Consider the following 17,740-nt stretch of genomic DNA (forward strand, 5'->3'; position numbering starts at 1 on the left):
TCAGTTCCAGCTTGCCGCGAAGTGGGGCGAGGCAAGGAAGCTGCTTGGCTGCGAGGACACCGGCGGCGGCGCGCAAATGCCCTCCTCGATATACCGCATCGCCGAGAGCAATCCGTTGCGGGAAAACGGCTTGGGAATGACGCCGTGACCGCCGGCATAGTCGTCCGGCAGTTTCTTGGGATTGGCGGTGACGAACACGATGAACGTGCGCGGCCAGCGCGCGCGGATCAGTGCCGACACATCGAGACCACTCGTACCCTTTGCGAGATGAATGTCGACAAAGGCGAGATCCGGGCAAAGCGCAGCATCAAGCGCCTCCACCTCGAACAACGATGCCGCCTCACCGACGATACGGTGGCCGACATCTTCGATCATCGCTTCGATATCCATCGCCAGCAGGGCTTCGTCCTCGACGATCAGCACGGCGAGTGGAGGTTTGGGACGGTCCATCGTCATTCCTCGACCGGTAGGGACAACGTCACACGCGTGCCCGTCGGGGATGATGCCCACTGCGCGGTCGCACCGACCTGCCGCGACATGCGATTGATAAGGACGGTGCCAAGGCCATTGGTGCGCGCGTCCGACGCCATTCCGGGGCCATCGTCAGCCACCGCGATGATCGCCTGGCTTTCCTGACGCTTGGCCGAAACCGTCAGGACACCGGCGCGGCCGTCACCGTATGCATGCTTGATCGCATTGGTTAGCACCTCGTTGATGACGAGCCCGAGCGCGGTGGCGAGGGATGCGGAAATCTCGATCACGTCGACATCGATGTTGACGCCGATGTCGCTTCGACCGCTTGCGCCGACGACATCGCTGACCAGGTTCGCTACGAACGCGCCGACATCGAAACGCGTCACGTCACTCGACTGATAAAGCCGCCGGTGGACCGTCGCCAAGGCGTCGACCCGCTCAAGCATGGCGTTCAGCTTGTCGCTGATCTCCGGGTCGGCGATGGTGCGCGCCTGAAGCCGCAGTAGCGAGCCGATCATGGTGAGGTTGTTCTTCACCCGGTGATCGACCTCATGCAGCAGCAGGGTCTTGGCTTCGAGCGCTGCTTTCAGATCGGCGGTGCGCCGCTCGACCTCGCGCTCGACCTCGATCTTCTGCCGCTGGATAACCGCTTGCGCCTCGACCCGGTCCGACACGTCGAGCTGCGATGCGAAGTAGAACTGGATCCTGCCCTCACCGTTGCGAACGGGGCTTAGGTACAGTGCGTTCCAGAACGTCGTGCCGTCCTTGCGGTAGTTGAGCAGATCGACCGCGATATCGGTGCCCGCCTCGATCGCTTCACGCACCGAGCGAACCGCATCCCGGTCTGTCTCCGGACCTTGCAGGAACCGACAGTTGCGTCCGATGATCTCGTCACGGTCATAGCCCGACAGCTTCTGAAACGCCTCATTGCAGAACACGATCGGGTTGTCGGGCTGGCCAGGATCGGTGACGACCATCGGCATGCGCGTGGCGCGAACGGCGGCGGCGAACGGATCGCCACGGCCAAGCTCGTGCTTCACGGTATCGGTAATGTGCCAGTCGTCACGCTGCTTCACGCTGCCTCCCGTTTCAGAGACCAAGCGTCTCTAACCCACGTTAAAGGGGCAGGCGCGACGTTCCGTTCCGTCGCATGCGCAAATCTCTGCGGGTTACCGGCTGGCCGCCGCCGCGCATCAGACCCGAAAAACGTACTTGGCGCCGGGCAAGCGTTCGATATCGGGCGGGAAATTCGCCCGCTTCTCATCATAATAGCGGCGGCGATGGTCGCCGTCCGATGCGGCATTGTACGTCAGGTACAGGATACGGCGCTGCGCATCGGTCAGGTTCGGCTTGGAAGCGTGCGGCGCATAACTGTCGAAGAACAACACGTCGCCGGGCTCGGTCGGGATCGAGATCAGGTCGAATGCCGCCATCTGCGCAGGGGTGAGCGGTTCCCACTCCGCGCCGATCATCTGCGTCTGGCGCGGCGCGGTCGTCATCTCGAGGCATCCGTTCTCCACCGTCGCGTGGTCGATGCTGACCAGCGCGGTGACGAACATCGGGGCATAGGTCGTCCAGCCCGCTTGCTGGTCCTGATGCGGCTCGAACCCTGCGCCGCCCGCTTTCTTGAAGTTGATCTTTTCCTTGAACAGCAGCGCCGGGCCGCCGAGCAGCTGGGCCACCGCTGCCGCGAGGCTGCCATGGCGGACGAGGTCGTCGAACTCGGCATGGTAGGGGCAGAAATCCTCGATCCGCTGCATCACGCGCTCACCCGGCGTGGTCAGGCTGTCCTCGTAGTAGACCATGTGGCGGCCCGGCACTTCGGGCAGCGCGACCAGTTCGTCGGTCCAGCGCGCGATCTCGCCGGCTTGCGCCGTGCTGAACAGCCCGCGCCGGACCAGCCAGCCTGTCTCGGCGAAATGCGCGAGGTCTTGCGCGGTGAGCGGGGCAGGGTCGTGCAACGACATATCAGGCACCCAACTGCGGCAGGATGGAGTCGCGCGCCTTGGCGACGTCCTCCGGGAAGTCGATTTCGGTCCACGGCAGGTCGGTCACGTCGACATAGCTGAACGCGGCGGGATCGGCGAGCATCAGGTCGCGGATCGCCTCTTCATATTCGACGGCGGTGTTGCCAGCGGCGACATAGCGATCGCACGCATCGGCAAGCTTCGCGGCCATGGCGGGCGCGAACTTGAAGAAACCGACTGATTCGCCGTGCCAGTCGTGCGCATGTTCGGGGCGCTTGCGGAAATCGACCATCGTCTCGCCGCGAAAGCACACCTTGACCGGTTCGTCGCCGGGTTCGAGTTCGCGGTCGACCAGCAGCACCGCCTCGCCCGGCGCGGCGATCAACCGTTCCAAAATACGTGCATCGTACAGCACGTCACCGTCCATCAGCAGCACATCGCGACCGGATCGCAACCGCTCCCGCTGCACCCACAGCGACACCAGACTGCCCTCGCTGTATTGCGGATTGAACACCGTCGTCGCGCGGTCTCCGAGCGTCGCGCGCAGCGTATCCGCCTCGTGACCCACCGTCACCGCGATATCGTCGATGCCGACGCTCGCCAACGCGGCAAGGTGCCGCTCGATCAGCGACTGGCCGGCAAAGTCGAGCAGCACCTTCGGGCCATCGTGACTCTCGCCGAGACGTTTCCCCACACCTGCGGCGAGCAGGATGACGATAGGCCGGGGTTGCGGGGCGGTCGGATCGGCTTGGCTTGTTTGCATGCGCGCGCATCTATAACGAGCGGCCATCGCGCGGCAAACAGCATTACGCCGCGACATCAATGCGATCACGGAAAGACCTGTGACTATGAACGACCTGTCCAACGGCCTCATCAGCCCCGCACCGCAATCGCGCGCGTCGGCGCTGCGCCATGCGATCGAACGCCCCGAACTCTCCTTCCTGATGGAGGCGCATAGCGGCCTGTCGGCAAAGATCGTCGAGGAGGCGGGCTTCGGCGGCATCTGGGCGTCGGGACTCAGCATCTCCGCCAGCCTCGGCCTGCGCGACAGCAACGAGGCGTCGTGGACGCAGGTGCTCGACGTGCTTGAATATATGGCGGACGCGACCACGTTGCCGATCCTGGTCGACGGCGACACCGGCTACGGCAACTTCAACAACGTCCGCCGACTGGTCCGCAAGCTCGGTGAGCGCAACATCGCCGGCGTCTGCATCGAGGACAAGCTGTTCCCCAAGACCAACTCGTTCATCGGCGAGGAGCAGCCGCTTGCCGAGATCAACGAGTTCTGCGGCCGCATCGCGGCGGGCAAGGACAGCCAGACCAGCGACGACTTCATCCTCGTCGCGCGCGTCGAGGCACTGATTTCCAGCCGGCCGATGGAGGAGGCGCTGCGCCGCGCCGAGGCGTATCACGCCGCCGGCGCCGACGCGATCCTGATCCATTCCAAGAAGACCGACGCCAAGGAAATCTTCGAGTTCTGCCGCCGCTGGGGCAATCGCGCGCCGGTGGTGATCGTGCCGACCACCTATTACCCGACCCCGACCGACCTGTTCCGCGAGGCGGGCATCTCGACCGTGATCTGGGCCAACCATCTGATGCGCGCGTCGATCGCCGCGATGCGCGAGACCGCACGGATGATCCACGACGAGCAGTCGCTGGTGAACGTCGAGGGTCGCGTGACCCCGGTCAAAGAAGTGTTCCGCCTGATGGGCAACGCCGAACTGGAGGAGGCCGAGCGCCGGTACCTGCCCGAAACGCCGCGCCCGCGCGCGGTGGTGCTGGCGGCGTCGGGCGGTGACCTCGGCGAACTGACGCGCGACCGGCCCAAGTGCATGATCGACGTGCGTGGCCAGTCGCTGCTCGCGCGGGCGGTCGCGACTTTCGCCGATAGCGGCGTGCGCGACGTGACGGTGGTGCGCGGTTTCGCCAAGGAGGCGGTGGCGCTGAAGGGCATCCGCACCGTCGACAACGATCGTTTCGCCGACACGGGCGAGGCCTATTCGCTGGCACAGGCGGACGCCGTGCTGTCCGGCGAACTGGTGGTGTCCTACGGCGACGTGCTGTTTCGCAATTACATCCTCGAAAGCCTGCTTTCGAGCGCGGCAGATGTAGTGCTCGCCGTCGATGCGTCGAAGCGCAGCGATGCGCGCGAGCGTGACCTGGTGCTGGCGGATCACGGTTTCTCGGGCAATTACCTCGACGATGCGCCCGCGCAGTTGCTGCGAATGGGCAGCGACCTGGGTGCCGAGGCGAGCGGCGAGTGGGTCGGCCTGGCCCGCTTCAGCGCGACCGGAACGGCGTGGCTGCGCGAAGAGATCGCCGCGCTGGAGGCGGAGGGTCTGCTCGAAACGGCCGATCTGCCGCTGCTGCTCAGCCGCATCTCGGCGAAGCATCCGGTGCGCGTAAAATACTTCACCGGGCACTGGATGGACGTCAACACGCTGGCCGACGTCGCCGACGCGCGCAACTTCACCTGATGATTACCGCGCAAGCGTTCATGGCCGAGGCATCGGCGGCCGGGTTCGATTTCTACACGGGCGTGCCGTGCAGCTATCTGACGCCGCTTATCAACGGCGTGCTGTCCAACCGTGCACTGCGGTACGTCGGCGCGGCGAGCGAAGGGGAGGCGGTGGCGATCGCCGCCGGCGCGTGGCTGGCCGGCCGCAAGCCGGTGGCGATGTGTCAGAACTCCGGCCTCGGCAACATGGTCAACCCGCTCACCTCGCTCAACGCGCCGTTCGCGATCCCCACGCTGCTGGTGACGACGTGGCGCGGCCGGCCGGGTGAACCCGATGAGCCGCAGCATGTCGTGATGGGGGAGATCACCCACGATCTGCTCGGCCTGATGGGCATCGCGCACGCACCGTTCCCAAACACCGAAGCCGAGATCGCCGGGCGGTTGCGGGCGGCGGTGGCGGCGATGGACGAGACGCAGCTTCCGTTCGCCTTCGTGATGGCGAAGGGCGATGTCGCCGACACCACGCTCGACCAGTCGCCGCGCGACCTGCCAGCACCGGGACGGCGCGCCGATTACCGCACCGGCGGCACGCGGCCGACCCGCGTAGCCGCACTCGAACGCTTTCTTGCCCTCACCGACGACGCCACTGCCGTCATCGCCACCACCGGCAAAGCGGGGCGCGAACTGTTCACGCTCGCCGATCGGGAGCAGCATCTCTATCAGGTCGGCTCGATGGGCGGCGCATCGGGCATGGCGTTGGGCGTCGCGCTCAACACCGACAAGCGCGTGGTGGTGATCGACGGCGACGGCGCCGCACTGATGAAGCTCGGCACATTCGCGACGATCGGTGCCGAAGCCCCGGCCAACCTGATCCACCTGCTGCTCGACAATGGTGTGCACGATTCGACCGGTGGGCAGGCGACGGTGTCCGCCTCGGTCGATTTCGCCGCGGTGGCGCTCGCCTGCGGCTATGGCTACGCCGCGTCCTGCGACGACCTGGCCGGGTTCGAACAGGCTTGGCGCGAGGCGACCGCCGCGGGCCGCCCGGCGATGATCCACCTCCGCATCGCACCTGGATCGATGGCGACGCTCGGCCGCCCGACGGTCACCCCTCAGGCGGTCGCGCGTCGGTTCAAGGCATTCCTCGCCGGGTGAAACGTTCTGCGATCTTCGCGGTGCTGATCGGGCTGGTGCTGGCCGCCACGTTGATCGCCACCAACGATCTGTCGGCGATCCTCGGCGCGATCGGGAAGGCGGGATGGGGTATCGCCTTCGTCGTGCTGCTGCACGTGCCGCAGACGGTCGCCTCCGCGATCGGCTGGGGCGTGCTGCTCAAGCGGCGCGAGGCGTTCGGGTGGCTCTACGCGCTGCGGTGGATGCGCGAGTCGGTGAACGCGCTGCTGCCGGTCGCGCAGCTCGGCGGTGACGTGGTGCGCGCCCGCCTCCTCGCGCAGCGCGGGCCGACGCTAGCCGATGCGATGGCCGCGACGATGGTCGATCTTTCGGTGGAGGGCGCCACGCAGGCGGTGTTCACCATTCTGTGCGTGGCGCTGCTGGTGGCCGGGCCGCACGGAGGCGCGGAACTGCCGCTCGCCGCCGGGGTGACCGCGATCACCGTGCTGCTGGCGGTCGCACTCGTCGCCGCGCAGCGCTTTGGCCTGTTCGCTTTGATCGAACGGCTGGTGACACGCTGGACGCGCGGGCGCGATCTCGTCGGCCTCAACGTGGCGGTGCTGGCGCTGTACCGGCAGCCGCGCCGATTGGCCGCCGCCGGGTTTTGGCACCTCGCGTCATGGCTGCTCGGCGGCATCGAAACCTATGCCGCGCTGCATGTCCTTGGCGTGAACGCGTCGCTCCGCGAGGCGATGATCGTCGAGGGGCTGGGGCAGGCGGTGCGCAGCGTCGGCTTTCTGGTACCCGGCGCGCTCGGCGTGCAGGAGGGCGGCTATCTGGTGATCTGCGGGATGTTCGGCATCCCGCCGCAACGGGCGCTGGCGCTGTCGCTGATCCGCCGCATCCGCGAACTCGCGCTGGGCCTGCCCGGCCTCGCGCTGTGGCACCGGCTGGAGGCGCGGCATGACGCCGCCGTAATCGAAGGAACCGCATCTTGACGCCGCTGCTGCTCACCCCCGGACCGCTCACCACCGATCCGGCGGTGCGCCACGCGATGCTCGACGACTGGGGATCGCGCGACCCTGCCTTCATCGCGCTGACCGCGGAACTGCGGCAGCGGCTCGTCGATGTGGCGAACGGCGGCGCAAGCCACGTTGCGGTGCCGATCCAGGGCAGCGGCACCTATGTGCTGGAGGCGGCGGCGGGGACGTTGCTGGCGAAGGGAGACCGGCTGCTGGTGCTCATCAACGGCGCCTATGGCGAGCGCATGGCGGCGATTGCTGCCGGTCTCGGGCACGCGGTCGAGGCGATGCGGTGGGATGAGAGCGCGCCGATCGATCCCGCGGCAGTGGCGGCACGGCTCTCCGCCGATCCGGCGATCACCCACGTGGCGGTGGTGCATGTCGAGACAACGACGGGCCTGCTCAATCCGCTTGCAGCGATCGCGCAGGTGGTGGCGGAGGCCGGGCGCCTGCTGATCGTCGATGCGATGGCGAGCTTCGGGGCGCTACCGATCGACCTCGCGACTTTGCCCGCCGCCGCGATCCTCGCCTCCAGCAACAAGTGTCTGGAAGGAACGCCGGGGCTTGGCTTTGCGCTGGTCGATCGCGCCGTGCTGGCGACCTGCGCGGGGCGAAGCGCCTCGATGAGCCTCGACCTGCACGCGCAGTGGCAAGGCTTCGAGACGAACGGACAGTGGCGCTTCACGCCGCCGGTGCAGGTCGTCGCCGCGCTGGTCGAGGCGTTGCGCAGGCTGGAGGCGGAGGGTGGCAGTGCGGCGCGGCTCGCGCGCTACACCGCCAACTTCGAGATGTTGCTGGCCGCCGCCGATGCGCTTGGGCTTGAACTCTACCTCGATCGCGCGGTGCAGGCACCGATTATCGTGACCTTCCGCTCGCCCCGGCATTTCCTGTTCGAGGTGTTCTATCGCGCGCTCGCCGAGGCTGGCTTCGTGATCTACCCCGGCAAGCTGACGCGCGGAGAGTCCTTCCGCATCGGCTGCATCGGCGCGGTCGGGCCGGGCGATTTCCGGGGCCTCGCCGCCGCGCTTGCGCCCGCTCTAATGGCTGCGACGCAAGCCTAACAGCGCGAGCGCGATCGCCGCGCTTGGCGTGATGACGGCAGCAGCGATGGTCGTAGGCCACACGAGGCCGAGCCAGATCAGCACCGGCATCAGGATTATTGCATCGTCCGGGTCGACGACGATGCCGGGCGCCAGCGTGTAGCCGCGCACGCTCGCCACGTTCAGCACGTTGAGTTCCGCGAACAGCGTGCCGATGCCGACCCCGGCGGCAACCCCAAGCCAGATCGCCACCGCCCCGTGCGCGCCGGCAAGTCCCACACCCAGCCCAATGAAGGCCGCCATGCTCGCCAGGCAATCGGCGGCGAGATCGTAGCGATGGCCGGCCTTGCTCATCTGCCCGGTCTGCCGCGCGAGTTCGCCGTCCGCACGGTCGAGCAGCATCGACAGCACGAACACGAAGCCGCCGATCGCCAGCCACAGCGCCGTCCCGCTCGCGAAGCACGTCGCCGCGACCATCCCCGACAGCAACCGCACGGTAGTGATCTGGTTTGGCGAGATACCGCTGCGCGCCGCGACCCGGACGGCCGGCCGGACGATGCGATGTATGACGGTATCGTGACTCACTTCGGGTTCCGGATCATAGCCGGCGCTAATGACATGCGTTCGCATTTGGTTGCAAGCGAAACACCGCGCCGCCTCGTTGGCGCGGTTGCGTCAGCGTTTCGTGGGGAGCTTTATGCCCAGCAGGACGAGGTGATCGCCGGTGATGCCGAACCAGTGCGGCGTGCCGGCCGGGATCAGGAACACGTCGCCCGGACCCAGCGTACGGGTGGTGCCGCCGACGATGCGATCACCTTCGGTCAGGTCCGGTTTGACGACGACCGGCTTGTCGAGCGCACCGCCCATCACCAGCGTCCCCGCGCCCGCGATCACTGTCGCATATTCCGCCTGATCGGGGTGCACCGCCGGACGTCCCGGCTTCTTCCAATATTCCAGCGCCGCCACCCGCTCGCCATCACGCAGCAACGGATGCCAGGCGAAGCCCTGACCCGGCTTCATCGCCGCCGCCATCGCCGCGACTTCGGCGCGCACGTCGCCGGCGCCGGCGAAGCTGTCGGATGCGCCGGTCGTGATTTGCGCCGACGCGGAGGAGGCCAGCGCCAGCAGCGCGACGACCGCCAAGGTGGTCCGCCACCTCATGTGCGTTGATCCAGCCGAATGGTCCGGCCTTCACGCGCCGACCGATAGATCGCCTCTACGATACGCATGTCCCGCAATCCTTCCTCACCCGATACGATCGGCTCCGCGCCGGAGCGGACGCATCCGGCGAAATGGTCGAGTTGCCCCGCGAACTGCGTTTTGCCCGGTCCCGGCGGCGGTGTCACCTCCTGCTCGCGGCCATCCTTGCCGATCCACATGTGATTGCCGTCGTAGCGCGTCGCGGGTTCAAGCTCGACCCGGCCCTTGTCGCCCATCAAGAGGATGTGGTTCTGGTTGGCGCTGTACATCGACTGGCAACTGCCGATCGCACCGGAGGGGAACTCCAACGTCCAGTCGATGATATCCTCGACCTCGGTGAAGCGCGGGTCGCGCCGGTCGGTGGATTCGCGCGCCGTAACCGCGATCGGTTCCTCGCCGGTCATGTATCGCGCCGCCTGCAGGCTGTAGATGCCCATATCCATCAACGACCCGCCACCGGCGAGCGCGCGCTTGAGCCGCCACACCGACGGATCACGCTGCACGAAGCCATGTTCGGACCGCACGTAGCGAATCTTACCGGCATTGCCGGCCCGCGCCAGCCGCATCGCTTCCAGATTGAACGGTTCGAAATGGCAGCGATAGCCGATCATCAGCTTGCGCTTGGCGGCCTTGCACGCCGCGATCATCGTCTCGCATTCGGCGATCGAGACCGCCATCGGTTTCTCGCACATCACGTGCTTGCCGGCACGGGCGGCGCGGACGGTATATTCGGCGTGCATCGAGTTGGGCAGGCAGACGTAGACGATGTCGACATCGGGATTGTCGCGGATCGTATCGAACGTCTCGTAGGAATAGATCGCGCGCTCAGGCAGCCCGTGTTCGGCCGCGACACGCCGCGCCTTGGCGGGATCGCCGCTCACCACAGCCGCGAGGCGGCTGTGCGCGCAATTGGCGAACTGCGGAATGATGACCTTCAGTCCGTAACTCCCCAGCCCGACGATCGCATAACCGAGCGGTCGGTCCGGCACCGCTCGCGCCACCCCGCTGGAGCCCGCGATGACGGCGGCCGCGGAGAGCAGAAGGTCGCGTCTTCCCAGTTCCATATCGTTCTCCGTCAGTTGGCGTGGATCAGCGGGCTGCGGCCTTGCGCCCGGCGTTCATCGATTCCGCGACGATGGCGACCTGTGTGCGGTTGCGGACGTTCAGCTTGCGCATCAGGATCGTCATATGCGCTTTCACGGTCGCTTCCGCGATGCCGAGATCGAACGCGATCTGCTTGTTAAGGCGGCCCGAATGTACCCCGTCGAGAACCTTGCGCTGTGTCGGCGTGAGATGCACGCTACGGTCGCGCGGATCACGCATTCCGCTTTGGGACGCTTCGTCTTCGGTAAGGATCGCCATCATGTCACCTCATCCCTGTGGAGCGCCGCCTTGCGACTATGCCCCATCTGCCAGCCGGCTTGCACCGGTCTTGACGCCGATCGAGTCGGCCTATGCAGGGAGATTAGCGGAATTTGTTGGACAGACTCAAGCGGCAAAGCAACATTCCAGCCACAATTGCTGGTGCAGCCGCGACTTTTCGATGGCGATCACGCAAATGCTGTCATACTGATTGTCGGGAGTGATGCCGTGGCGCCCGGTAAGGGATGACCATGGTACGATAAGGGAGAGCTGGCTTTGCGCATCGAAACCTATCGATTGAATTGCGCGCGCGCGGTGGCGCGGCGATGATCGAAACCGACGCACGGCTGATCGGCGCCGCGATCATCGGCATTGCCCTTTCGGTGATCCTCGTCATTCGGGGGCGGTTGCACCCGTTCGTCGCCCTGTTGTGCGGCGCATTCGCGGTCGGGCTGCTGTCGGGCATGCCGATCGCCGATACTGCCAAGGCGGTGCAGAAGGGCGTCGGCGACATTCTCGGCGGCACCGGCCTGGTTGTCGCGCTCGGCCTTGCGCTCGGTGCGATGCTGCAATTGTCGGACGGGGCGGGGGGGCTTGCCCGTGCCGCGCTAAGGGCGTCGGGCGTGGCTGGCGCGCCCTTCGCCGCGCTGGCCGCCGGGCTGATCATCGGCCTGCCGTTGTTCTTTGAAACCGGGCTGGTGCTGATGCTGCCGATCGTCGTGACGGCGGCGGCGGCGTTGCCGGTCAAGGGCAAGGGAGACGAAGCCAAGCTGTCGCTGATGCTCTGCGCGATCGCGGGGCTCGGTGTGGTCCACGCGCTGGTGCCGCCGCATCCGGGGCCGCTGCTTGCGGTGGATGCGCTGCACGCCAACCTCGCGCGGACGATCGGTTACGGCTTGTTGGTCGGCATCCCGACCGCGATCATCGCCGGACCGCTGCTCTCGAAGTTCACCGCGCGCGGCGTGCGGATCGCGCCGCCGGTGCTGGCGGCGGCGAGGCTCGACGTGCCGGAGCCCGGCGTGGGCCGTGCGCTGATCGTCATCCTGATGCCGGTGGTGCTGATCGCCGGCGGTCAGGCGGAGGCGCTGCTGCCCAAGCCGGTGGCGGCGAGTTTCGCGTGGGCGAACGTCGCCAGCAACCCGGTGCTGGCGCTGCTGATCGCGTGCCTCGCCGCGCTGCCGCTGCTGTTCGGGCGTCGCCTGTTCGACCGGTCAGTGCAGGAGGCGGTGTGGAGCGAGGCGATGGCGCCGGCGGGGACGATCCTGCTCGCGATCGGTGCGGGCGGCGCGTTGAAGCAGGTGCTGGTGCAGGCGGGCATTTCCGATCTGCTCGCCCGGCTCGCCAGCCACGGCGCGCTGTCGCCGCTGCTGGTGGCGTGGTTGCTGGCGGCGGCAATCCGGTTGTCGATCGGTTCGGCCACCGTCGCCACCATCACCGCCGCCGGCATCATGCCTGCGCTGGTGGTCAGTTCGGGCGTATCGCCGGAATGGACGGTGCTGGCGATCGGCGCGGGGTCGGTGTTCTTCAGCCACGTCAACGATCCCGGTTTCTGGCTGGTGAAGAGCTACCTTGGTACCGACATGGCGGGCACGTTTCGCACCTGGTCGCTGCTGGAGACGGCGATCTCGGTGGTGGGGCTGGTGCTCATCCTGATCGCCAGCCACTTCCTGTGAACTGTCGATTGCGCGATAAGGCGGCCGGCAACGGGGAGGGGGCATGACCGAGCAGCGGCTCGCCGACAAGGCCTATGCGGGTATCGTCGAGATCATCAAGGCCGACGCGCTCGATGTCGGTGACCGATTACCGTCCGAGGCGCGGCTGGCGGAGATGTTCGGTATCTCGCGCACGATGGTGCGCGAGGCGCTGGTCCGGCTCGCGTCGGACGGCATCACCGAAGCGCGGCGCGGCGCCGGTTCGTTCGTCAAGAGCCGCCCCTCGGAACGGCTGATGACGTACCTGCCGATGGCCGAAATGTCCTCTACGCTGGGCAGCTACGAGGTGCGCTTTGTGCTGGAGGCGGAGGCGGCGCGGCTGGCGGCGGCGCGGCGATCGACCGAGGAGATGGCCGAGATCCAGGCGGCGCTCGACCGGCTGCGCGAGGCGCTGCTGTCGAACGCACCCGCCCATGCCGAGGATATGGCGCTTCATCGCTGCATCGCCGCCGCCACCGCCAACCCGGCCTTCGGCCTCGCGTTCGAGGCGCTGTTCGGCGATATCGAGCGGGTGATGCGCGCCGGTGTCGACATTTCGCGCTCGCGCCCGCCGCAAGTCATTGGCGTGATGATGCGTGAGCACGAAATGATCGTCGAGGCGATCCGCGTGCAGGATTGCGACGCCGCCGCGCTGGCGATGCGCTGGCACCTGTCGGAAGGACGCAAGCGGCTGTTGCCGGGCGAAGCGTGACGTTCAGTAACTGCCCGGCGTAGGCTTCGCACCACCGCCCGGGCGCAGCCAGCCGCCATCGCTCAGCCAGTCGCCGAGCCGGTCCGGCCAGTGCGCCAGGCTTACCCGTTCGGAATGGGCAGCGACGTTGAAGCCGTGGTCGGTATCCGCGAACAGGTGCAGTTCGGCCGACACCCCGGCTGCGCGCAGCTGCTGATAGAGCGTGATGGTCGGAATCGCGCAGCACTGGTCGAGCGTGCCCGCCGCCAGGAATGCCGGCGGCGCACCCGCCGCTGCCGGTACCGGGATGCCGAGCGGGCCGGGGTAGATCAGCACCTGGAAATCAGGCCGCCCATCGGTGCGGTCGACCGCGTCCGGCCTGCCGATCGGCGGCGCGGGTGCGTCCGCCACCATCGACACGAGTTCACCGCCAGCGGAGAAGCCCATCAGCCCGATGCGGTGCGGATCGACGCCGTATTCGGCGGCATGGGTGCGCACCCATCGCACCGCGCGGCGCGCATCGGCGGCGGCGTCGCGCGCGATATCGTATTTGGACCCGGCCTCCCGCGCGAGACGATACTTCAATACGAATGTCGTGACCCCGAAGCGATTGAGCGTGCGCGCCGGCAGCACGCCTTCGTTGACCCACACCAGCATGCGGTGGCCACCACCCGGGACGACGATGATCGCCGCACCGTTGGCGTGCGCGGCGTCGGCGCGGAATACCGTCAGCGAGGGCTGGTGGACGTTGCGGACATAGCTGTTCTCGACGATCTCGGGCTCGTCGTGCCGGGCTTCCGAACCCGGTGCGCCCTGCGGCCACAGCGCGACGGCGGGTGGCGCCGCAGGCGCCTGCGCAGCCGCAGGGCCGGCCAGTGTGACCGTTGCGAACAGAAGTGCGGACGCGATCCTCATGCTATTCTCCTGTATCAGGGCCGCGCCGTGCGTGACGCCGCAAGCCACGTCATCGCCGCATGCACGAGGTGCTCGGGCGCGGCGGCGGTATCGAGGATCAGCGCCGCCTCGTCCGGTTGTGGGCGTTCCAGCGTGGCGAGCTGGCTGGCGAGCAGGCTTGGCGGCATGAAATGTCCGGCACGGTGGCTGACGCGACCGCGCAGCGTTTCGGCATCGCTATCAAGCAGCACGAAGCGCATCGGCGCGGCGAGCGCACTGGCCAGCCGATCGCGATACACCCGCCGCAGTGCGGAACATGCCGCCACCACCACGCCATGCGCGGCGACCTCCGAGGCGAGCGCCGCACCGAGGCGGTCCAGCCACGGCCAGCGATCCTCGTCGGAAAGCGGATGACCCGCTTGCATCATCGCCACCGCCTCGCGCGCGTGAAACGCATCGCCCTCCAGAAACGCGCAGCCGAGCCGCTCCGCCAGCAGCGCGCCGAGCGTAGATTTGCCGCTGCCGCTGACCCCCATGACGACGATCGCCACGGGCGCAAGCGCGCCATCCGGAACTGCCGCAATCACGATGTGCCTCGAACCATAGCCCCTCCTAACGGGCACGCGCCGGCAATGATCCTGAGGGCGCGCGAGTACGAGCATATCGGCCGCACCACGGCTTGCGGGAACTACGACCTTGGTCGCGGATGTTCGCGAACCGCTTGCGCCGTAATCGAGTGCAAACGACGCCGGCCGCAAGAGACGGGCGCGAGCGGAGGACGGCATGAGGACGGTTTGGTTGATGACGGCGGCGGTGCTTCTGGGCGTGCCCCACGGCGCGCACGCGGCAGCCGCAGCGTCCGTATTCACGACCGCCCCGACCGACCCTCGCGCGGTAACCGTGCAAGGCATCGGCGACGGGCGTGCGGACGATACCGCCGCCATCCAGTCCGCACTCGACGCGGCGCGCGACAAGACCGGGCACGGCATCGTCTTCCTGCCTTCGGGTCGCTACCGGATCAGCCGCACGGTGCTGGTGCCGGCGGGTGTGCGCATCTTGGGTGTCGGCAAGACGCGGCCGGTGCTGGTGCTCGGCGACAACACGCCCGGCTTTCAGTCAGGGCTTGCGATGATGATCGTGTTCACCGGCGGTGACCAGTATCAGGTCGGCAAGGTGCCCGTGCCGGTGCCGGGCATCGTCCCCGCCGGTAAAATCGTGCGCGATGCCAATTCCGGCACCTTCTATTCCGCCATGTCGAACGTCGACATTGAGCTTGGTCAGGGCAACCCCGCCGCTGCGGCGATCCGCTTCCGGCTCGCGCAGCATGGTTTCCTCAGCCACATGAACTTTCGGCTCGGCTCGGGCTTTGCCGGTATCTACCAGGCCGGCAACGAGATGGAGGACGTGCACTTCTTCGGCGGTCGTTATGGTATCGTTACCGAGAAGACCTCGCCCGCCTGGCAGTTCACGCTGATCGACTCCAGTTTCACCGGCCAGCGCGCGGCGGCGATCCGCGAACACGAGGTCGACCTGACCCTCGTCAACGTCGCTATCCGGGACACGCCGGTCGGGATCGATATCGACCAGGGCTATAGCGACTCGCTGTGGGGCAAGGATGTGCGGTTCGAGAATGTCTCGAAGGCCGCCATCATCATCTCGAGCGAGAACAGCCCGTTCACGCAGATCGGCTTCGACAATGCGGTAGCGCGGAATACGCCGGTGTTCGCGCGCTTCCGCGAGAGCGGGCGGACGGTGGCGGGCTCCGGGGCGGCTTACCGGGTGGCGAGTTTCAGCCACGGTCTGGCGGTGCCCGGCCTTGGCCAGATGGGCACCACCGCCACGACCAGCCAGATCACCCCGCTCGCAAATTTTCCCGTCCAACGCACCGCCGCGATCAGGCCGCTGCCGCCGGTTGCGCAGTGGAGCGATGTGCGCATGCTCGGTGCGAAGGGGGATGGGCAGACGGACGACACCGCCCCGCTCCAGCGCGCGATCGACACGCATCGCGTGCTGTATTTCCCGGCCGGCTTCTACATGGTGCGCGGTACGCTGAACCTGCGCGCCGACACTGTGTTGCTCGGGCTGCATCCGGCGATCACCCAGCTTGTCATTCCCGACAACGATCCCGGCCACGCCGGCGTCGGTACGGTCGCCCCGATCCTGTCCGCACCCTCAGGTGGGCGCAACATCGTTTCCGGGCTGGGGCTGTTCACTGGACGCGTCAATCCGCGCGCCAGTGCGATTTTGTGGAAAGCGGGCGCGGACTCGCTGATCGACGACGTCAAGATCATGGGCGGCGGCGGCACGCCCACTGCGGACGGCAAGCCTCTAAACGCATTGTCAGCGCACAGCGGCGATCCGGTCGCCGACAACCGGATTGACGCGCAATATCCAAGCATCTGGGTTGCCGATGGCGGCGGTGGCACGTTCGCCGCGATCTGGTCGCCCGACACGTTCGCACAGGCCGGGTTCTACGTGTCCAATACCAAGACGCCGAGCCACGTCTACGAACTTTCCAACGAACACCACGTCCGCAACGAGATCGTGCTCGACGGGGTAGAGAACTGGGAGTTCCTCGCCCCACAGACCGAACAGGAAGTGCCAGAGGGCATGGACGCGGTGTCGTTCGAGATTCGCAACTCGCGCAACATCCTGCTGGCGAACTATCACTCCTACCGTGTGACCCGCACCTTCCACCCGGCGGCGAGCGCGGTGAAGCTGTTCAATTCGGGCGATATCCGCTTCCGCAACGTGCACGTGAACGCCGAAAGCGGTTTTGCGAGTTGCGACAAGGCCGGCTGTGGCACCTATCTTCGCGCCAGCAAGTTCCCGTTCGAGAATGCGATACAGGACAAGACGCACCACCTCGAAATGCGCGAGCGTGAGTTCGCCGCGCTCAACGTGGCCGCCACGCCTGCCGCGGTCACGCCGGCGACGTTGCCGGGCACGGGCCCCGTGCGGAAGCTGGAAGACGGCTTCTGGTCGATCTCCGGCGGCGCGGTCGACGCCAACGGCGCGCTCTATTTTGTCGAGCATCGCTTCCAACGTATCTACCGCTGGACGGCCGCGCGGGGGCTGGAGGTGGTGCGCGACAACGCACTCGACCCGGTGAACCTCGCGGTGGATCGCTCGGGGCACCTGTTGGTGCTGTCGTCGCTGGGTCCGCAGGGCACCGTCTACAGCTTTGATCCCGATGCCCCGCGCGAAGCACTGAAGGTCATCGCGCCGACGCCGGTCGCGGGCGGTGCGGCGACGACACTGCTGCCGGTGAACTGGTGGAACAATGGCGAGTTCCGCGACCAGTATGATCCGGCGACCGACCATTTTACCACGCTGGCCGAGATGTTCGCGCGCGATGCCGGCATGCCAAAGCCGCTAGAGTATCGCTCCCCGGACAATGGCCTTGCGTTGCCTGCGTTCCGCGTATGGCAGCAGGGCCCGACCGATCACGTCGGCTGGCGCTTCTCCGACACGCTCGATGCGTACGGCTTTACCTCTGCCAAGCCCGGAGAACGTGTCCTGGTCAGCAACGAATCCGAAGCGCGCACCTATGCCGCTACGGTTGGCACGGGCGGCGCACTAAGCGATCTCAAGGTCTTCGCTGATCGTGGCGGCGAGAGCGTGACGACCGACAGCGAGGGCCGCGTCTTCATCGCGAACGGGCAGGTGTTCGCCTATGACGCGGCCGGCAAGCCGTTAGGGCGTATCGACGTGCCGGAACGCCCGCTGCAACTGCTGCTCGGCGGCACCGACAGGCGCACGCTGTTCATCCTGACACACCACGCGCTTTATGCGGTTCAGATCTAAAACATAATTGGGGAGGTTCGA

17 protein-coding genes are annotated in these 17,740 nt (G+C 67.0%); 7 read left to right on the top strand and 10 right to left on the bottom strand.

The genetic code is table 11. From position 1 onward, the window contains the following. The 4 genes from L8F97_RS12530 to L8F97_RS12545 all read right to left on the bottom strand — a co-directional run bounded on the left by L8F97_RS12530 (position 1) and on the right by L8F97_RS12545 (position 3,204). Positions 1-450: a response regulator gene (locus L8F97_RS12530; RefSeq protein ID WP_242150396.1), complete on the bottom strand. Its 450-nt coding sequence runs from the start codon at positions 448-450 to the stop codon at positions 1-3. Between the two features lie 2 nt (positions 451-452). Beyond that, positions 453-1,550: a PAS domain-containing protein gene (locus L8F97_RS12535; RefSeq protein ID WP_242150399.1), complete on the bottom strand. Its 1,098-nt coding sequence runs from the start codon at positions 1,548-1,550 to the stop codon at positions 453-455. Positions 1,551-1,667: 117 nt separating this feature from the next. Beyond that, complete coding sequence (locus L8F97_RS12540; RefSeq protein ID WP_242150402.1) at positions 1,668-2,441, bottom strand: phytanoyl-CoA dioxygenase family protein; 774 nt, start codon at positions 2,439-2,441, stop codon at positions 1,668-1,670. Position 2,442: 1 nt separating this feature from the next. Beyond that, the gene (locus L8F97_RS12545) at positions 2,443-3,204 is read right to left on the bottom strand and encodes an NTP transferase domain-containing protein (RefSeq protein ID WP_242150405.1); all 762 of its coding nucleotides are present in this window, start codon (positions 3,202-3,204) and stop codon (positions 2,443-2,445) included. An 85-nt stretch (positions 3,205-3,289) separates the two neighbouring features. Between L8F97_RS12545 and aepX the strand changes: the two genes are divergently transcribed. The 4 genes from aepX to L8F97_RS12565 are packed head-to-tail and all read left to right on the top strand — an operon-like array spanning position 3,290 to position 8,095. Next, positions 3,290-4,918 carry a phosphoenolpyruvate mutase gene (gene aepX, locus L8F97_RS12550; RefSeq protein ID WP_242150408.1) on the top strand — a complete coding sequence of 543 codons (1,629 nt, stop codon included), beginning with the start codon at positions 3,290-3,292 and terminating at the stop codon, positions 4,916-4,918. Further along, complete coding sequence (gene aepY / locus L8F97_RS12555; RefSeq protein WP_242150411.1) at positions 4,918-6,054, top strand: phosphonopyruvate decarboxylase; 1,137 nt, start codon at positions 4,918-4,920, stop codon at positions 6,052-6,054. Before aepX ends, aepY begins: the two co-directional genes overlap by 1 nt. Then, positions 6,051-7,010: a flippase-like domain-containing protein gene (locus tag L8F97_RS12560; RefSeq protein WP_242150414.1), complete on the top strand. Its 960-nt coding sequence runs from the start codon at positions 6,051-6,053 to the stop codon at positions 7,008-7,010. Before aepY ends, L8F97_RS12560 begins: the two co-directional genes overlap by 4 nt. Next, entirely contained in the window at positions 7,007-8,095 is a 1,089-nt protein-coding gene (locus L8F97_RS12565; protein ID WP_242150417.1) for a 2-aminoethylphosphonate--pyruvate transaminase, read from the top strand. The genes L8F97_RS12560 and L8F97_RS12565 overlap by 4 nt, the downstream gene beginning before the upstream one ends. On the opposite strand, the gene L8F97_RS12570 is transcribed toward L8F97_RS12565, so the two are convergent. The 4 genes from L8F97_RS12570 to L8F97_RS12585 form a co-directional block, all read right to left on the bottom strand. Beyond that, complete coding sequence (locus L8F97_RS12570) at positions 8,072-8,659, bottom strand: CDP-alcohol phosphatidyltransferase family protein (protein ID WP_242150420.1); 588 nt, start codon at positions 8,657-8,659, stop codon at positions 8,072-8,074. The genes L8F97_RS12565 and L8F97_RS12570 overlap by 24 nt on opposite strands. 90 nt (positions 8,660-8,749) lie before the next feature. After that, the gene (locus tag L8F97_RS12575; RefSeq protein WP_242150423.1) at positions 8,750-9,235 is read right to left on the bottom strand and encodes a cupin domain-containing protein; all 486 of its coding nucleotides are present in this window, start codon (positions 9,233-9,235) and stop codon (positions 8,750-8,752) included. Further along, entirely contained in the window at positions 9,232-10,338 is a 1,107-nt protein-coding gene (locus tag L8F97_RS12580) for a Gfo/Idh/MocA family protein (protein WP_242150426.1), read from the bottom strand. The genes L8F97_RS12575 and L8F97_RS12580 overlap by 4 nt, the downstream gene beginning before the upstream one ends. A 25-nt stretch (positions 10,339-10,363) precedes the next feature. Continuing rightward, positions 10,364-10,597: a helix-turn-helix domain-containing protein gene (locus L8F97_RS12585; protein ID WP_242151175.1), complete on the bottom strand. Its 234-nt coding sequence runs from the start codon at positions 10,595-10,597 to the stop codon at positions 10,364-10,366. A gap of 365 nt (positions 10,598-10,962) precedes the next feature. Between L8F97_RS12585 and L8F97_RS12590 the strand changes: the two genes are divergently transcribed. Together L8F97_RS12590 and L8F97_RS12595 are read left to right on the top strand one after the other, a co-directional pair. Then, the gene (locus L8F97_RS12590) at positions 10,963-12,309 is read left to right on the top strand and encodes a gluconate:H+ symporter (protein ID WP_242150428.1); all 1,347 of its coding nucleotides are present in this window, start codon (positions 10,963-10,965) and stop codon (positions 12,307-12,309) included. A 43-nt stretch (positions 12,310-12,352) separates the two neighbouring features. Further along, positions 12,353-13,039 (top strand): FadR/GntR family transcriptional regulator, encoded by a 687-nt coding sequence (locus tag L8F97_RS12595; RefSeq protein WP_242150431.1) that lies wholly within the window; start codon positions 12,353-12,355, stop codon positions 13,037-13,039. Between the two features lie 3 nt (positions 13,040-13,042). Here L8F97_RS12595 and L8F97_RS12600 read toward each other — a convergent pair whose 3' ends face one another. Both L8F97_RS12600 and L8F97_RS12605 read right to left on the bottom strand, forming a co-directional pair. After that, positions 13,043-13,933: an alpha/beta hydrolase gene (locus L8F97_RS12600; RefSeq protein WP_242150434.1), complete on the bottom strand. Its 891-nt coding sequence runs from the start codon at positions 13,931-13,933 to the stop codon at positions 13,043-13,045. A gap of 14 nt (positions 13,934-13,947) precedes the next feature. After that, positions 13,948-14,448 carry a gluconokinase gene (locus tag L8F97_RS12605; RefSeq protein ID WP_242151178.1) on the bottom strand — a complete coding sequence of 167 codons (501 nt, stop codon included), beginning with the start codon at positions 14,446-14,448 and terminating at the stop codon, positions 13,948-13,950. Between the two features lie 247 nt (positions 14,449-14,695). Here L8F97_RS12605 and L8F97_RS12610 point away from each other — a divergent pair, with 247 nt between their 5' ends. Then, positions 14,696-17,719 carry a glycosyl hydrolase family 28-related protein gene (locus L8F97_RS12610; protein ID WP_409929041.1) on the top strand — a complete coding sequence of 1,008 codons (3,024 nt, stop codon included), beginning with the start codon at positions 14,696-14,698 and terminating at the stop codon, positions 17,717-17,719. Positions 17,720-17,740: the final 21 nt, after the last annotated feature.

The sequence above is a fragment of the Sphingomonas sp. BAUL-RG-20F-R05-02 genome (assembly GCF_022662305.1).
Lineage (GTDB): Bacteria > Pseudomonadota > Alphaproteobacteria > Sphingomonadales > Sphingomonadaceae > Sphingomonas.

Bases quoted from the DNA above. Each gene is read 5' to 3' on its own strand.
- L8F97_RS12530 (WP_242150396.1), bottom strand. From the start codon at position 450: ATGGACCGTCCCAAACCTCCACTCGCCGTGCTGATCGTCGAGGACGAA.
- L8F97_RS12540 (WP_242150402.1), bottom strand. From the start codon at position 2,441: ATGTCGTTGCACGACCCTGCCCCGCTCACCGCGCAAGACCTCGCGCAT.
- L8F97_RS12545 (WP_242150405.1), bottom strand. From the start codon at position 3,204: ATGCAAACAAGCCAAGCCGATCCGACCGCCCCGCAACCCCGGCCTATC.
- aepX (WP_242150408.1), top strand. From the start codon at position 3,290: ATGAACGACCTGTCCAACGGCCTCATCAGCCCCGCACCGCAATCGCGC.
- aepY (WP_242150411.1), top strand. From the start codon at position 4,918: ATGATTACCGCGCAAGCGTTCATGGCCGAGGCATCGGCGGCCGGGTTC.
- L8F97_RS12575 (WP_242150423.1), bottom strand. From the start codon at position 9,235: ATGAGGTGGCGGACCACCTTGGCGGTCGTCGCGCTGCTGGCGCTGGCC.
- L8F97_RS12580 (WP_242150426.1), bottom strand. From the start codon at position 10,338: ATGGAACTGGGAAGACGCGACCTTCTGCTCTCCGCGGCCGCCGTCATC.
- L8F97_RS12585 (WP_242151175.1), bottom strand. From the start codon at position 10,597: ATGCGTGATCCGCGCGACCGTAGCGTGCATCTCACGCCGACACAGCGC.
- L8F97_RS12590 (WP_242150428.1), top strand. From the start codon at position 10,963: ATGATCGAAACCGACGCACGGCTGATCGGCGCCGCGATCATCGGCATT.
- L8F97_RS12595 (WP_242150431.1), top strand. From the start codon at position 12,353: ATGACCGAGCAGCGGCTCGCCGACAAGGCCTATGCGGGTATCGTCGAG.
- L8F97_RS12600 (WP_242150434.1), bottom strand. From the start codon at position 13,933: ATGAGGATCGCGTCCGCACTTCTGTTCGCAACGGTCACACTGGCCGGC.
- L8F97_RS12605 (WP_242151178.1), bottom strand. From the start codon at position 14,448: ATGGGGGTCAGCGGCAGCGGCAAATCTACGCTCGGCGCGCTGCTGGCG.
- L8F97_RS12610 (WP_409929041.1), top strand. From the start codon at position 14,696: ATGAGGACGGTTTGGTTGATGACGGCGGCGGTGCTTCTGGGCGTGCCC.